12 protein-coding genes are annotated in these 15,909 nt (G+C 54.5%); 6 read left to right on the top strand and 6 right to left on the bottom strand.

From position 1 onward, the window contains the following. Nucleotides 1–2 precede the first annotated feature (2 nt). The 3 genes from glnP to ybiO all read left to right on the top strand — a co-directional run bounded on the left by glnP (nucleotide 3) and on the right by ybiO (nucleotide 3,900). A complete protein-coding gene (gene glnP / locus ABSH60_RS02970; protein ID WP_390972624.1) occupies nucleotides 3–662 on the top strand; it encodes a glutamine ABC transporter permease GlnP in 660 nt (219 codons plus the stop codon). Then, nucleotides 659–1,381 carry a glutamine ABC transporter ATP-binding protein GlnQ gene (gene glnQ / locus ABSH60_RS02975; protein WP_056782351.1) on the top strand — a complete coding sequence of 241 codons (723 nt, stop codon included), beginning with the start codon at nucleotides 659–661 and terminating at the stop codon, nucleotides 1,379–1,381. Before glnP ends, glnQ begins: the two co-directional genes overlap by 4 nt. 320 nt (nucleotides 1,382–1,701) lie before the next feature. Further along, nucleotides 1,702–3,900 carry a mechanosensitive channel protein gene (gene ybiO / locus ABSH60_RS02980; RefSeq protein WP_240993863.1) on the top strand — a complete coding sequence of 733 codons (2,199 nt, stop codon included), beginning with the start codon at nucleotides 1,702–1,704 and terminating at the stop codon, nucleotides 3,898–3,900. Between the two features lie 141 nt (nucleotides 3,901–4,041). Here the strand turns inward: ybiO and ABSH60_RS02985 are convergent, their stop codons facing one another. Both ABSH60_RS02985 and rlmF read right to left on the bottom strand, forming a co-directional pair. After that, nucleotides 4,042–5,346: a PAS domain S-box protein gene (locus tag ABSH60_RS02985; RefSeq protein WP_390972626.1), complete on the bottom strand. Its 1,305-nt coding sequence runs from the start codon at nucleotides 5,344–5,346 to the stop codon at nucleotides 4,042–4,044. 336 nt (nucleotides 5,347–5,682) lie between these two features. After that, nucleotides 5,683–6,648 carry a 23S rRNA (adenine(1618)-N(6))-methyltransferase RlmF gene (rlmF, locus tag ABSH60_RS02990; protein ID WP_122094636.1) on the bottom strand — a complete coding sequence of 322 codons (966 nt, stop codon included), beginning with the start codon at nucleotides 6,646–6,648 and terminating at the stop codon, nucleotides 5,683–5,685. 205 nt (nucleotides 6,649–6,853) lie between these two features. Between rlmF and ABSH60_RS02995 the strand changes: the two genes are divergently transcribed. After that, nucleotides 6,854–7,483 carry a flavin reductase family protein gene (locus ABSH60_RS02995; RefSeq protein ID WP_122094634.1) on the top strand — a complete coding sequence of 210 codons (630 nt, stop codon included), beginning with the start codon at nucleotides 6,854–6,856 and terminating at the stop codon, nucleotides 7,481–7,483. 74 nt (nucleotides 7,484–7,557) lie between these two features. Here the strand turns inward: ABSH60_RS02995 and ABSH60_RS03000 are convergent, their stop codons facing one another. The 4 genes from ABSH60_RS03000 to dinG form a co-directional block, all read right to left on the bottom strand. Continuing rightward, on the bottom strand, nucleotides 7,558–9,420 hold the full coding sequence (locus ABSH60_RS03000) for a M3 family metallopeptidase (protein ID WP_390972628.1): 1,863 nt from the start codon (nucleotides 9,418–9,420) through the stop codon (nucleotides 7,558–7,560). 111 nt (nucleotides 9,421–9,531) lie between these two features. Beyond that, a complete protein-coding gene (locus tag ABSH60_RS03005; RefSeq protein ID WP_390972630.1) occupies nucleotides 9,532–9,873 on the bottom strand; it encodes a zinc ribbon domain-containing protein YjdM in 342 nt (113 codons plus the stop codon). Between the two features lie 285 nt (nucleotides 9,874–10,158). Beyond that, on the bottom strand, nucleotides 10,159–11,121 hold the full coding sequence (ybiB, locus tag ABSH60_RS03010; protein ID WP_390972632.1) for a DNA-binding protein YbiB: 963 nt from the start codon (nucleotides 11,119–11,121) through the stop codon (nucleotides 10,159–10,161). Nucleotides 11,122–11,165: 44 nt separating this feature from the next. After that, entirely contained in the window at nucleotides 11,166–13,340 is a 2,175-nt protein-coding gene (gene dinG, locus ABSH60_RS03015) for an ATP-dependent DNA helicase DinG (protein WP_056782344.1), read from the bottom strand. A 302-nt stretch (nucleotides 13,341–13,642) separates the two neighbouring features. Here dinG and ompC point away from each other — a divergent pair, with 302 nt between their 5' ends. Beyond that, entirely contained in the window at nucleotides 13,643–14,752 is a 1,110-nt protein-coding gene (ompC, locus tag ABSH60_RS03020; RefSeq protein ID WP_217203208.1) for a porin OmpC, read from the top strand. A 204-nt stretch (nucleotides 14,753–14,956) separates the two neighbouring features. Further along, nucleotides 14,957–15,763 carry a 5'-nucleotidase, lipoprotein e(P4) family gene (locus tag ABSH60_RS03025; protein WP_056782339.1) on the top strand — a complete coding sequence of 269 codons (807 nt, stop codon included), beginning with the start codon at nucleotides 14,957–14,959 and terminating at the stop codon, nucleotides 15,761–15,763. Nucleotides 15,764–15,909: the final 146 nt, after the last annotated feature.

Genomic DNA, 15,909 nt, shown 5'->3' on the forward strand with positions numbered 1-15,909 from the left:
CCATGCAGTTTGACTGGAGCGTAATTTGGCCCGCTCTGCCTATCCTGCTCGAAGGCGCCAAGATGACATTGTGGATCTCGGTCCTCGGTCTGGTTGGCGGTCTGATTATTGGTGTGATTGCGGGTTTTGCCCGCGCGTTTGGTGGCTGGATTAGCAGCAACGTCGCACTGGTATTTATCGAGCTCATTCGCGGTACGCCTATTGTCGTACAGGTAATGTTCATTTACTTCGCCCTGCCGATGATGGTTCCCGATCTGCGTATCGACCCGTTCAGCGCGGCGGTGGTGACCATCATCATTAACTCCGGTGCCTATATCGCTGAAATTACGCGTGGCGCGGTGTTGTCTATCCACAATGGTTTTCGCGAAGCCGGTCTGGCGCTGGGTCTGTCCCGTCGTGCGACCCTGCGTTACATCATCATGCCGCTGGCGCTGCGCCGCATGTTGCCACCGCTGGGTAACCAGTGGATCGTGAGTATCAAAGATACGTCACTGTTTATCGTCATCGGTGTCGCCGAGCTGACCCGTCAGGGCCAGGAAATCATCGCCGGTAACTTCCGCGCCATGGAAATCTGGAGTGCGGTTGCCGTTATCTATCTGATCATTACGCTGGCTCTGAGCTTTGTTCTGCGCCGCTTAGAACGCAAACTGAAAATTATATGATTGAATTCAAGAACGTCTCAAAACACTTTGGCAAAACCCAGGTGCTCCACGACATCGATCTGAACATTTCTCAGGGTGAAGTGGTGGTGATTATCGGGCCGTCCGGCTCCGGCAAATCTACCTTGCTGCGCTGCATCAATAAGCTGGAAGAGATCACCTCCGGCGATTTGATCGTTGATGGCCTGAAAGTGAATGACCCGAAAGTCGATGAACGCCTGATCCGTCAGGAAGCCGGCATGGTGTTCCAGCAGTTCTATCTGTTCCCGCACATGACCGCGCTGGAAAACGTGGCCTTCGGCCCGATCCGCGTACGTGGCGCGTCGAAAGAAGAAGCCAATAAACTGGCGAAAGAACTGCTGGCGAAAGTCGGTCTGTCCGAGCGCGCGCATCACTACCCTTCCGAGCTCTCCGGTGGTCAGCAACAGCGTGTGGCGATTGCCCGTGCGCTGGCGGTCAAACCTAAACTGATGCTGTTTGATGAGCCGACCTCTGCGCTCGATCCGGAACTGCGTCATGAAGTGCTGACCGTGATGAAGCAACTGGCTGACGAAGGCATGACGATGGTCATCGTGACTCACGAAGTCGGCTTCGCCGAAAAAGTGGCATCACGTCTGATCTTCATCGATAAAGGCCGTATTGCGGAAGACGGGAAACCCGCCGATCTGGTTAATAACCCGCCGAGCGAACGTCTGCGCGAGTTCCTGCAACACGTTTCCTGATGCCAAAGGCCGCGGCAAGCGCGGCTTTTAACGCTGACCGGAATGATGTCGGTTTCTCAGGTGCGCTGATCACTTAACGCGCTGCGCCAAACCGCCCGAAGGGGAAAAGCTTTTCCCCTTTTGGATTTTCCCTCGCTTTTTTACTCCGCGCTGTCGCTTGCTGGCTATGTCCCACTCAACCGCCTATGGCACGTCACCCCACAACGTTTTGCCACAAATTATCTACAATACGGTCACTCTTGTTTTACCCTTAGGGCTGCCACACCCCCATTAACCGCCATTTTGAGAGAGGAACAATGCCGCATAACGACAGGACTCCGTTGGCTCACCGCATCCAGACACATCTATTTTCGGTTTTGCTGTTTATCACCCTCGCCATGTTCAGCGCTTTCAGCCACGCGGCTGAGGAGAAACCCGCTGCGGCAGATCAGCAAAAAGCCTCATACGCCGCACTGGCCGATATTCTTCAGGATGATAAAGCCCGCGCCGAACTGATTACCCATCTGCGTGACGCTGCCCGCACAGCACCGCAGGCAGCTAAAACGGCCAGCGAAAATACGCCACCGCAGGCCGAACAGTTGTCGCTGATTGATCAACTGGTCGATACCACCCAGCAGACAGCATCCGGGATCATGAAGCGCGTTCAGACGCTGAAAGACACCATCAATTCAGGGCCGGAACGCCACTTTAATCCGGCCCGCTTCTTCCCGGCGGTGGGTTATTTTCTGCTGACCGTGGCAGTGACTTTTGCTTTCTTCCACCTGATCCGCCGGTTAATCGGGCCGCTCTATCTGCGCCTTGGCCGCTGGGGAAATCATGCGCGGATGCGGGAAACGCACTGGTACAAGTTGCCCGCCAGCATCCTGGGGGCGTTCGCCGTCGATCTGGGTATTTTGCTGCTGACTGTCGCTGCCGGTAATCTGTTTGCGCAATACGTCAACGGCGGCAGCCCGCTGATCGCCCGGTTGCAGGCACTATTTCTCAGCGCGTTCGCGGTAATAGAATTCTTTAAAGCGGTTTTGCGCCTGATTTTTTCCCCCGGTTTCAGCTACCTGCGCCCTTTCCCGCTGGCAGACGTGACCGCCCGTTACTGGAACACCCGTCTGGCGTGGGTCAGCGGTCTGATCGGCTATGCGCTGATGGTGGGCGTGCCGGTCGTCGCCACACAAATCAATTACACCACCGCCGCCGTGGTCAATTTTGTGGTAATGCTGGCGCTGACGGTTTACGCCAGCTGGCTGATCCTGCATAACCGCCGCACCATCCACCATGAATTTAACCAGCTGGCTGAACGGTCAATGGCGTTCTTCAGCGTCATCCTGCGCGCGCTCGGCCACGTCTGGCATTTGCTGGCCGTCAGTTATTTCGTCGTGCTGTTCTTCCTCTCACAGTTTGATTTTGCCGGCAGCCTGCGGTTTATGATGGCGGCGACCATCAAAAGTCTGGTGATCATCGGACTTGGCGCGCTGATCTCCGGCCTGCTCTCGCGCTGGATCAGCCGCCGGATCACCCTGCCTGATGACGTCAACCGCCGTTATCCGCTGCTGCAAAAGCGGATTAACTCTTACATTCCGGCAGGTCTGAAAATCATCCGCGTGCTGGTGGTTCTGAGCGTGACGCTCTCACTGCTTGATGCCTGGCAGATTTTCAATCTGAATAAATGGTTTATGACAGAAACCGGCGAGAAGGTGATAAGCGGGCTGGGCCACATGCTGTTTATTCTGTGCTTTGCCATTGTCGCCTGGACGCTGCTGGCGAGCGTGATTGAGCACCGGCTGGCGCAGGAACTCAGCAACGGTGCGCGTCCCAGCGCCCGTGAGCGCACGCTGCTGACGCTGTTTCGCAACGTGCTGGCTATCGTGATTTGTACTATCACCATTATGATCATGCTGTCGCAGGTCGGGCTGAACATCGCGCCGCTGCTGGCCGGTGCGGGTGCGCTCGGTCTGGCAGTCAGCTTTGGTGCCCAGACGCTGGTCAAAGATGTGATCACCGGTATTTTCATCCAGTTCGAAAACGGCATGAATACCGGGGAATACGTCACGGTGATGGGAATCAGTGGCACCGTCGAGCGCATGACGATCCGCTCGATTGGCCTGCGCGACATTTACGGCGTCTATCACATCGTGCCCTATTCTTCGATCACCACGCTTTCAAATTATGAACGCGAGTTTGGGGTGTATCGCGCCAGCTACAACGTCAGCCGCGAGGAAGATGTGGATGCGGCCAACGCCGTGCTGCGCAAAGCGGTCGAAGCCCTGCAACAGGATGAGGCCATCAAACCGCTGCTGCTCGGCGAGCCAACCTACCAGGGCGTGGTGGGACTAGGAGATCAGTTCTTCACCCTGCGGGTGCTGGTGCGCACCAAAGCGCTGGAACAATGGACGGTGCAGTACGCGCTTGACCGGCTGGTGAAGAATCACTTTGCTGAGGCGGGGATCGAAATGCCTAAGCAGGCAGTACAGATTTATAACGGCGACGTACCGCAGCCTGGGATCAATGCGGGTATCGCGCCATAGTGGCTTGAATAATGACCGGAAATATTTTGGGTTTGTAATTGCAGCGATCCCTGGCCTTTCGCGCCGAAACGGGACAAGGGATCGCTGTGACTCAGGAACCGGCATTTCCCAAAAATGGCAAAATCGGTCCGGCTCCCGGCTTTACTGTCTGGTCCGCTCCCCCGCGATCACCGAAAACTCCGCCATCATCCGCACCAGATCCTGCATCCCCAGATTAACCTGATTGATAACTTCGCCTGCGTTACGGCTGAGTGTGACGCCGCCGCCTGCGCGGTTGACGCAGTTACCCATGCCGTCAATGGCCGCCATGACGCCTTCGCGAATGTGTTGCGTCAGCTGGTCAATCTCAACCGCGGCTTTGCGGGACTGATCGGCAAGCGAGCGCACTTCACCGGCGACCACGGCAAATCCCCTGCCCTGTTCACCGGCGTGCGCGGCTTCGATGGTGGCGTTGATCGCCAGTAAATTGGTCTGGGAGGAGATACGGCGAATGGTATCGACCATTTCACCAATGCGTTCTGATGTCTGGCCGAGCTGGCCGATGATGTCTGAGGTCCGGCGCGCTAACGCCTCCACTTCCTGCATGTCTTTGACCGCCTGCTGGACGATAGTGACACCCTCGGCGGCGGTTTTATCGGTGGTCAGCGACAACGCGTGAACGTGCGTCATCATGCTTTCCTGCTGCCGCTGCTGGTCCATCTGGCAGGTAATGTCCTGAGCGATTTTAACCACTTTAAGCACTTTGCCGTCGTCATCCATCACCGGGTTGTAACTCGCTTCCAGCCAGATACTCTGCCCCCGGCCATTCATGCGCTCAAAACGCCCCAGAATAAATTCGCCGTTTTTCAGGCGCTGCCAGTGATTACGGTATTCATGGGAATCACGATAGTGTGGTAAACAAAACATACCGTGGGAATGGCCCTGAATCTGCTGAAGGGAATACCCCATGACTTTCAGAAAGTTATTGTTTGCAGAAATGACGTGACCGTCAGGGGTAAAGGTGATGAGCGCCATCGAACGTTCGAGCGCCTGATAAATACCGTGATGTTCGTGAGATTCATTCACCCGTTCAGAGACGTCACTGGCAATTTTAATTATTTCAGTGACTTTACCTTGTTTATTTCTCACCGGTACATAGGTCGCTTCAAGCCAGAGAATGCTGCCATTCTTATGCACCCGTTTAATATTCCCGCTGATGGATTTCCCTTGCCGTAAACCTTCCCAGTGCAAACGATAGGCATCGCTGACGACAAACTCCGGCGTACAAAACATCCGGTGTGGCTGGCCTACGACTTCCTGTCTGCTGTAGCCCATGCCCTTAAGAAACAGATCGTTCACCTCAAGCACCACGCCGTCTGGCGTGAAAGCTATCATCGGAACCGCCTGCTGGATCGCAGAGAATTTTTCACGCCATGCCGTACTAAACTGATGAGAAAATAATTGCATAGGACAGACACCCTGTGGCTGATAACGTGAATTAATGCGTGACCGCAATTAATTGAAATAAACACGTGCTACATCCCGCGGGTTATTAGCGTTAAAACCAATAAACAGCGAAACCGTAGTCTGACCCCTGGGTGGGTTGCAGGCAGGAAAACACAATCAACAATGCTGTGATAAACAAATAAGGCAAATAATGATTACAGTGAAAACGAATAAGCTTTTTTTATAGTGAATTAAGCATAATTTAATCCACTCAAAAAGAAAGGGGACGACCGGACTATTTTTCCAGCGTGCGCATCAACAGATGAACACGCTGGAATCATTCATTTCACGACGTGATCAGACTGACCAGCGTTTAATTGCCCAGCTTTTTTGCTGTGATGGCGTCAGGAAAGTCCAGGCCACGAAGCGGCTGATTTTGTTTCCGTGCACCATTTCGATGGTGCGAATGTCGGTTGCACCTTCTTCGTTTAACGCGTCATACAGCAGCGGCAAGGTGGTTTTTTTGGACACCAGCACGGTGTACCAGAAACAGTTCTGCGCTTTGCCCGCACTCTCTTCGGCCATGTGAACCACAAAGGCTTCTTCGCCGCCTTCGCACCACAGTTCGTTGTGCTGACCACCAAAGTTCAGTTCGGTCGTGCCACGGCGATCTAACCCCAGATTCTGGCGTTTACGCTGGCTGCCCGAGGCCGCATCGGCCGCTGACGCATGGAAAGGCGGATTACACAGCACGGCGTCATAGCGTTCGTCGTGGCGGATAATGGTATCGAGAATACGCTGCGGTTTGGCCTGCAGACGGAAACGCACCTGATTGGTCAGTTGCGGGTTGGTGGCAACGATTTTCTTAGCTGCCGCCATGGAAACCGGGTCGATCTCACTGGCAGTAAAACGCCAGCCGTATTCGCGCAGGCCGATAATCGGGTAAATACAGTTCGCGCCAACGCCGATATCCAGCACGGAAATGTCTTTACCCTGCGGAATGTTGCCGTTGTTGCTGCTGGCCAGCAAATCCGCCAGATGGTGCACGTAATCCGCACGGCCAGGGATCGGCGGGCAGAGATAATCTGCCGGAATATCCCAGTTAGCAATCTGATAGCAGTCATGCAGCAAGGCACGGTTCAGCGCTTTTACCGCCTGAGCATTGGCGAAATCTACCGACAAATCGCCCCACTTGTTTTCCGTAACGAACGGCGCCAGTTCGGGGTTATTGGCAATCAGGGCCGGGAAATCATAGCGGCTGCGATGACGATTTCGCGGGTGAAGACCGCTTTTTTCCTGAGGGAAGACTTTCTTTTTTTCCACCTGAGTGACTCTCCGAAAAGGTGTGCGCGACGCATACAACATGCGCGGGGACGCTGGATGTTCATGAATTGGCGCACAAGATACCACAAACCGTCGCCGCCTGCCGGATGCTCACTGGCCGGGGCACATAAAAACCGTCACTTCCCGCCTAAAATGGGTAATCTGGCATTCAAAATTGAAATCAATATGTTGACCAAGGAATATCATGAACGCTGATGATCGCTACTATTACGAACCCGCTGCTGGTCACGGCCTGCCGCACGACCCGCTGAATGCCATCGTCGGCCCGCGTCCGATTGGCTGGATTTCCTCACGCAATGCGGCGGGCCAGCGTAACCTCGCGCCCTACAGCTTCTTCAACTGTTTTAATTATCGTCCACCGATCATTGGTTTCGCCAGCAGCGGCTGGAAAGACAGCGTGGCAAACATTGTCGAAACTGGCGAATTTGTCTGGAACCTGACGACGCGCGCGCTGGCAGTGCAAATGAATGAAAGTTCGGCCTCGCTGGAACGCGGTAACGATGAGTTTACGTTTGCCGGTCTGACGCCGCAGCCGGGCAACATCGTCGCCGCCGATCGCGTGCTGGAAAGCCCGGTGAACTTTGAGTGCAAACTGACGCAATGCATCCAGCTGAAAACGGCCACCGGCGGGGATATTGATACCTGGCTGGTGCTCGGTGAAGTGGTGGCTGTGCATATCGCGAAACATTTACTGGTGGAGGGCGTTTACCAGACCGCCCTCGCCGAGCCGGTGTTACGTGCCGGGGGGCCTTCCGCCTATTACGGCATTTCTGAAGCGCTGCGTTTCGATTTAACCCGCCCCGACGCCCGCTGACCGACACAAAAAAACCGCCGCCGGAATTCTGCCCGGCGGCGGTTTTTTTTATGTCTGAAGCTGAACGGCCCGGATTATCTGACCGGGTAGTTCTGTTCCACGAAATCTGCAAAATCCTGACACATGGCATCATCACCGTCTGCGCTGTCAGCCAGAATGCGCTTGCCGTCGATCACCCGGATATGCACATTGAGATCGAAATCCGCTTCCGGCTGTTCGCGTGTTGAGGCCAGTTCAATGGTGTGTTGCGCATCCTGCCACGCCGCATCGATGGTCTGATTACACGCCTGCGCCAGATACGCCGGATTGAATCCCTCACCGGTCAGGCTGCGTAACGTATCGTCATGGCTGACGCTGTTGCCCGGCGTCCAGTAATGCTTCGCCAGATCCGGGCCGATGGCCGGGTTATCGGTGAGGTAGCCGTCGCGTTTAAGGAAGAACGCGCGCGTTTGCTCAACGGCCATCATCGCCAGCAGATATCCCTGATAAGAACAGGCTGATTCCATCGACAGCAGATGCGGGATAGCCAGCGTCGGACGCGGGCTGCCGGTCACGCCCAGAATGTGGGTTTCGATATCACGCGCCAGCGCGATCATCGCCTCCGGCGTGCGTTTTTCATCAGGCCACTGATAGAGCTGCCATTCGAAATACGGGACCAGCAGGATATGGCGCTCATTGAACGAGCGCATCGGCTGACGGGCTTCGATGGTGGCGCGGATCAGTTCGTCAGGAACCGATTCTCCGGCGGCGTTTTTCGCGTAGCGTTTCAGCCAGTCCGCGTCATCAAGCAGGCTGTCGCAAAACATTGACTGGGTTTCGGCATAGGCCATCGACGTCGGCGGGAATTCCTGCGAGAAGCACGGCGCATTCTGGCGGATATTGGCGAAATGCGCTGCGTGGCCGCCTTCGTGGAACAGCGTATTCAGGCCACCTGCCCCGCTGCCCACCTGATCGGGTTTCGCCAGACTGGTGAAGTTGATCACCGCAGGCACCCATTGACCGTTGTCGAAAAATGGCGGAACCGGGCCATGCATAAAACCGTTTTCGTATTTGCCTTCGCGCACCAGCAGATCCAGTTGCATATCCGCGCCGTTAAAACCGATATTCAGACGCTTAAAGCTGTCGATCCAGCGGCGCAGGGAATCGGCAAACGGGAAGTAAGGGTCGAGCTGGCGGGTGACATCACCGGCGCTGGCAAAACGGATATTCCATGGCAGCAGTGCGGCATCGCCTTCGCGCGCGACCAGCTCATTCAGGCTGCGCGTGTTGCTTTCACGGGTTTGTTCTTCGAAACGATCGAGGATGGCGAATAACTGTTCCGGCGTCATGCGCTCGGTTTTATTCACTTTATAATCGAAATAATTGCGGTAACCGAGCTGGCGGGCGAAGCGGTTGCGCAGGCCAATCAGCTCCGGCAGGCCGTTGTGCAGCAGCCACTCTTCCAGTTCCCGCAGCGCATTTTGCGAACTGCGGCGATAGGTTTCGTTTTCATTGTTCGCCTGATTGGTCAGCAGCTCACCCAGCGATGCACTGACGCGCTCGCCTTTGCTGTTGATGTGCGTCATCCGGTACTGCTTACGTTTACCAAACAGCACGGATTCAGCCTGAATGATTTCATCGAGCAGCGCCTGCGCTTTGGGATCTTCAATCACGTTGCAGTCGAAGAAACTCAGCCAGCCGCGCAGGCCGTGGAGCAGTGCTTCGCCGTCCTGATCGCGTTTTTGAGTATCGAGCTGTGCGATTAACTCGCGTAATTCTGCCGGGCGGGAAGGTTCGGCGATAAAACGTTTGTAGGCGGTTTCAGCGGCGGAGAAAGCCGCGGAGACATTGTCATCACCGATGCCCATATAGTTTTGCCAGAACAAATTTTCTTTGTCCTGATGCACTTTAAGGTAATCGCGGTTGAGGGCGTTAAAGTAGTCCTGAGCCTGTTTCATGCAATCTTCTCTGCTGAAAGTTAACGAGATTATGCATTGAGTGTATGTTCAGACAGCGGTTCTGTCGATATGGCAAAACCGCTCATCACTGCCAGGCAACCAGGGAGGGGATCAGTTTTTCTTCACGAACTCGGATTTGAGTTTCATCTGACCAAAACCGTCAATTTTGCAGTCGATGTTGTGGTCGCCTTCAACCAGACGGATGCCTTTCACTTTGGTGCCGATCTTCAGCATGGAAGAGCTGCCCTTCACTTTCAGGTCTTTGATCACCGTAACAGAATCACCGTCTGCCAGCAGATTGCCGTTGGCATCGATCACTTTCAGGACGTCATCTTCCCCGGCTGCATCAGCGCTCATGGACCACACATGTCCACATTCAGGGCAATTGAGCATTTCACCGTCCTGCCAGGTGAATTCAGAGTGACACGTCGGGCAAGCCGGTAAAGTTTCCATTGTTAAATCTCCATAAAAGTTTATAAAAAAACCAATAAAATCATGAAATAGATTTCGTAGTTCCTCTATTTTAGCCTTTAACCACACTATTGAACAGGGTAAGAGGGGTTTTGTGGCGCTGAGATGAATATAAACGCAGGATTTACAGCGTGATGCGGGGGTGTTTTTTTAATGCCTCCCCTGCGAAGAGGGAGGCCGGGACGGGGGATAAAAGACGAAATGAATGTTCAGGCAGGCTTTAACGCCTGATTTTGCGCTTAATCCCCCCCTTCACTGGGAAGGGCGTTAAAACACCTGTTCCACAATCATTCTGGCTTCGGGCATATCGGCACACACCCCTGCGGCCACCAGACAACATGCCATTTGGGTGAGGAGTGCCTGCGGGATAGCGCGTTCGCCCTTCAGACATTGCTGAATGTAGTTCACGGTAGTGTCGACGTCTTTGGACGCGGGCAGATCCGCGGCAAAAATCTCTTCTTTTTCTGCCAGAACACTCAGCTCACCCCCGGCGATAAAGTGGGTCTGCGGGAACCGCTGCGGATTGGCATAGACTTCGCCTTCCGTGCCCTGGGTCAGCAAGGCGCGCCCGTCGATCTGGCGGAAGAAGGAAGAGACGCGCTGGATATATTCCGGGTGTGAAACGCTCGATAAGCGCAACGCATCCTGCCCGTTGAAAGGCGTAATTAGCTTCGCCAGCGTGTGGCTGCTGTTACGCACGCCCATCTGCCAGCGCAGTGAAAGCTGTTTGTCGATGGGCGGGCACAGCACTGAAACCGGGATGAACACCGGAGCGGAACCGGCGTCGAGCTGCTGCTGTGCCTGCGCCTGGGTGTGTGCCGCCTCAATGCCCAGCGAACGGAAAATCTCAGCGCTGGTGATGCGGGTCGGATCTTCATCAACGCCGTGCACTACCACAGGCAAACCAAGACGGCTGAGTAACATCGCCAGCAACGGCGTGAGATTCGCCTGTTTGCGCGCGCCGTTATAGGTTGGGATCACCACCGGCAGAGGGCGATCAGCGGGCGCCTGAAGGCGCATCACGCGCTCTTCCATAGCCTGATAAAAGCCGAGCATCTCCTCTTCCGCTTCGCCTTTAATACGAAACGCAATCAGCAGCGCGCCGAGCTGTAAATCCGGCACATCACCGGCCAGGATCTCGCGGTAAAGCGCAAGCGACTGCTCACGGTCCAGATCGCGGGCGTGATTTTTTCCGCGCCCCACTTCTTTAATGAGTTTGGTGTAATCCATCGTAGCGTTACCTTCTCGGTGTAATGACTTTTCTTCAGGAATAATTATCGCCGGCGGGTGCGGCGGCGAACCGGATCTTTCTTTGCCGTTTTCAGAATATCAGGACGTTTCACTGATCCGGGCGCAGGCATTTCGCGGTGTTCAATCGGGAACACCGGCAACGCCGCCAGCAGGCGCGCACCGTAACTTTTGGTCAGCAAACGCTGGTCATAAATGACGATTTCGCCGGTGCATTCATGGCTGCGGATAAGCCGTCCAACCTGTTGGATCAGGTTAAACGACGCGCTCGGCAGGCTTTGCACTTCGAACGGATAGCGCTTAAGCGTTTTCAGCCATTCGCCTTCGGTGAGGATCACCGGGCTGTCGACCGGCGGAAACGCAATTTTATGGATATGCACCTGCGTCAGCAGCTCACCTTTCAGATCCAGCCCTTCGGCGAACGATTGCAGACCAATCAGCACGCTGGTGGTGCCCGCTGAAACACGTTTACGGTGCTCTTCCACCAGCCGGTAGCGCGGCTGATCGCCCTGCACCAGCAGCATCAGACGCAAATCCGGCAGCAGCGAGACAAACTGTTGCATCGCGCGGTTGCTGGCGAACAGCACCAGCTGGCCGGTGTGTTGCCCTTTCGCCAGTTCGCTGCGGAAAAAATCGGCCATCTCCTGCAAATGCGCCGCTTCGTTCGCCATCAGCGGCTCGAGGGTCATCTGCGGGATCACCAGTTTGCCCTGCGAAACGTGGTTAAACGGCGAATCCAGGCTGACAAAGCGGTCACCGGCTTTTTCGCTCAGGCCGCTCATCTCCTGCAAACGGGAGAAACTGTTCAGCGAACGCAGCGTGGCGGAGGTGATTACGACGTGCGGCACTTTGCGCCACAGCATTTTTTCCAGCTGATCGCTCACGCGGATCCCCGCGCAGTGGAACACCAGATGCGTCTGGTTATCGAAATACGTCCGCGTCACCCATTTGCTGATCGGCGCGTTCGAGGCTTTATCCAGCGCCGCCAGCCGCCACAGCTTGCTCATGGTTTCCAGATAACTTTGCATCCGGCTCATGTGCAGGATCGCGCGGTGCAGACGCATAATGTCGTGCTTGCCGGTCTTCTCACTGAGATCGTTGACCATGTATTCCGCCAGACTGCGAAGCCCGTCGGTCAGTTTAAACAGGCGACTGCACTGTTCGGTCAGTTCCGGCGGCAAGGCGCCGAGTTCAAAACGGTGCTCCGCTTCCGGGGTGTCCGGCGGCAGATACTGACTGACCGATTGTTCGATAAGTAGCAGCAGCTCGCGCATCTCGGCGCAGTGATTGTGCAGGCGCTCGGCGTTGGTCAGCGGCGGAGGATTTTTCGGCGTAAACAGCGACAGACATTGCTCAATCTGGCGCACAAAATTGTCCAGTTGCAGGCTGTTCCACATGGCCGTGATTTCAGCATCAACTTCCAGCGCATCGCGCGCCACTTCCGGCAGGTGATGCCCTTCATCGAGCACCAGCAGCAGATCTTTCGCCGGTGGCAGCACCGATTCCGACTCCAGCGCGGCCATCACTAAAGCGTGGTTGGTGACCACCACATCCGCACTTTCAATCTCTTTGCGCGCCACGAAATACGGGCATTCGCGAAAATAATGGCAGTTACGGCTCAGGCAGTTGGCTTTATCGGTGCTGATTTTGATCCACAAAGGATCGTCGATGGTTTTCTTGTAGTGGTCGCGCAGTCCGTCCCACTCATAGCGCGAGAGCGCGGTTTCCAGCGTTTTCGCCAGTTTCTGCTCTTCGCCGCTGGAGGGCGCCAGTTCGTCACCCAGAAATAACCCGAGATCGCCCTGCGCGTTTTCGTTGCTCATCGCCGCCAGATTGCGCGGGCACACATAACGCCCGCGGCCAAATGCGCCGGTAAATTTGAGGTCAGGAATAATTTTTTTCAGCAGCGGTAAATCTTTGCTGTAAATCTGATCCTGCAACGCGACGTTGGCCGTGCTGACAATCAGCGGTTTTTCTTCTTCGCGGCTGACGGCAATACCGGGGATGAGATAGGACAGCGTTTTCCCGACGCCGGTCGGCGCCTCAATGGCCAGATGCCGCGCTGAGTCACCCGAGAACGCCTTCGCCACCTCTGCAATCATCTGACGTTGCGGAGCGCGGGGAATGAAATCCGGGATTTGCTCTTGCAGGGCTTTGTACCACTGGCTGATCTGATTTTTTACTGCGGGGGAAAGCGCCATGCATCTCTTTTTGTTGGGGGTCAGGACCGAAGTGTGGCGGCTATTGTCCCACAGACCGGCTGATGGCGCAGCCCGAAATCAGGGTGACTGCACAAATTTACGTCAGTCATTTATTAAATAAAGTAAAAGTTCATTTTCAATTGTCATAAATTGATCACATATCTAAGGTAAAAAACCCTCGCTGAGAAAATTCCGAGCACACACGGAATGCATAGCAAAAATGATGAATAGCGTCTTTCCACAAGACTTCATATAAAGCTTTCCAACCAAAGCTTTTAATAAAGAATGCAGGGTAAAAATTCATGAAACGTAATATTCTGGCACTTTTAATTCCTGGTTTATTGATTGCATCAGGCGCGCACGCAGCAGAAGTTTATAATAAAGACGGCAACAAACTTGACCTGTACGGTAAAGTAAAAGGTCTGCATTATTTCTCTGATGCTCCCGGCAATGACGGCGACCAGAGTTATGTGCGTTTCGGTTTTAAAGGTCAGACACAAATTAACGATCTGATCACCGGTTACGGTCAGTGGGAATATAACGTTCAGGCTAACCACGCCGAATCCGACAGCAAATCCCCAAGCACCACCGGCACCAAAACCCGTCTGGGCTTTGCCGGTCTGAAATTTGGTCAGTACGGTTCATTCGACTACGGTCGTAACTACGGCGCACTGTACGACGTCGAAGCCTGGACCGATATGTTCCCTGAGTTCGGTGGCGATGGTTACACCAAAGCAGACCGCTTCATGACGGGCCGTACCAACGGCGTGGCGACCTACCGTAACCGCGGCTTCTTCGGTCTGGTGGATGGCCTGAACGTGGCGTTACAGTACCAGGGCAAAAACGAAAACGACGGTCGCAGCAGCAGCACAGCAAACGGCGACGGTTATGCACTTTCTACCACTTACGCACTGGGTGACACCGGCGTGAGCGTTGGCGGTGCCTACGCGTCTTCTGACCGCACCATCGGCCAGAGCACCTCCGCTTACGGCAAAGGTGATAAAGCTGACGCATGGACCGGCGGCATGAAATATGACGCTAACGGGGTTTATTTAGCAGCGATGTATGCTGAAACCCGTAATATGATTGCCATTACCGTTCCGGCAGGTATTGCAAGCGCACCGGCTGGCAGCGGCTTTGCCAATAAAACACAAACTGTTGAAGCGGTCGCGCAATATCAGTTCGACTTCGGCCTGCGCCCTTCTCTGGGTTATGTGCAGACCAAAGGGAAAGATATTGAAGGCATCGGCGACGTTGACCTGGTTAAATATTTCGACGTGGGCGCCACCTATTATTTCAACAAAAATATGTCAGCCTATGTTGATTATAAAATCAACCAGCTGGATGACGACAATAAACTGGGTCTGAATAACGACGACGTTACTGCCGTTGGCCTGGTTTATCAGTTCTGATTTAAGTCAAATACCACCTCATTGTTATTATTCTCTGTCTTGATTTTTTTCGGCCGGACTCACCCTCCGGCCTTTTTTGTTTTTGTCCTTTTTCGTGCCATCTCGCGTAATTTGCCTTTTCCTCTTTCGCAGCCCGCTGAATCTGCTAAAGTTTCAGGGAATTTTACGAATGAGAACTTCTCTTAACAAAAACAGGGATACCCAATGAATAAAGTTTCGCTTTGTACCACCAGTGCATTGATTATGCTGGCCCTGAGCGGCTGTGCGCAGCAAAAGAACGATGCCCAGCAAACGCTGAACGATCAGTCCGTGATGGCGCTGAACTGGTTCCAGCAATCCGGTGAATATCAGGCACTGACCTATCAGGCATTCAACGCGGCTAAAATGGCCTTTGATCAGGCGCAGCCGCTGGCGGGTCAGAAGAAAGCCGTGGTGGTGGATCTGGATGAAACCATGCTCGATAACAGCGCTTACAGCGCGTGGCAGGTCAAAGCGAACAAGCCATTCGACAGCAAAACCTGGTCACAGTGGACCGCCGCACGTCAGGCGACCGCCATTCCGGGCGCAGTGGAATTTGCTAATTACGTCAATTCGCACGGCGGCACGATGTTCTATGTCTCCAACCGTAAAACCAGCGAATACGCTGCCACGCTGGACAACATGAACCGTCTGGGCTTCTCCGGCGCGAATGATAAAACCATGTTGCTGAGCTCCGACACCTCAAACAAACAGGTGCGTTTCGATTCCATTAAAGCTGCGGGTTACCACATCGTCTTGTTCGTCGGTGACAACCTGAACGATTTCGGTGCCGCGACCTACCATAAAGGCAACGAACAGCGCCGCGCTTTTGTGAATCAGAACCATCAGCAGTTCGGCACCCAATACATCGTGCTGCCAAACCCGCTGTACGGCGACTGGGAAAGTGGTCTGGCGAAGGATTACAACAAGTTAACGCCGGAGCAGAAACTGTCCGTGCGTGATCAGAATTTGAAAGCGTGGAACGGTAAGTAACAGCGGGCAGAAAGCGGTGAAATTTTCAGCGACTCAATGGCTGTGATGTCGCGGCTTTCTGTACCCTGACCGGCACGAGAGGGAACCTCTTCCCTCTCGTGGCACTCTCCTGCATGTCGGCTGCGCGGGTCAGTCGCCCCGACTCA

It is taken from the genome of Rahnella sp. R3(2024) (assembly GCF_042920125.1).
GTDB lineage: Bacteria > Pseudomonadota > Gammaproteobacteria > Enterobacterales > Enterobacteriaceae > Rahnella > Rahnella rivi.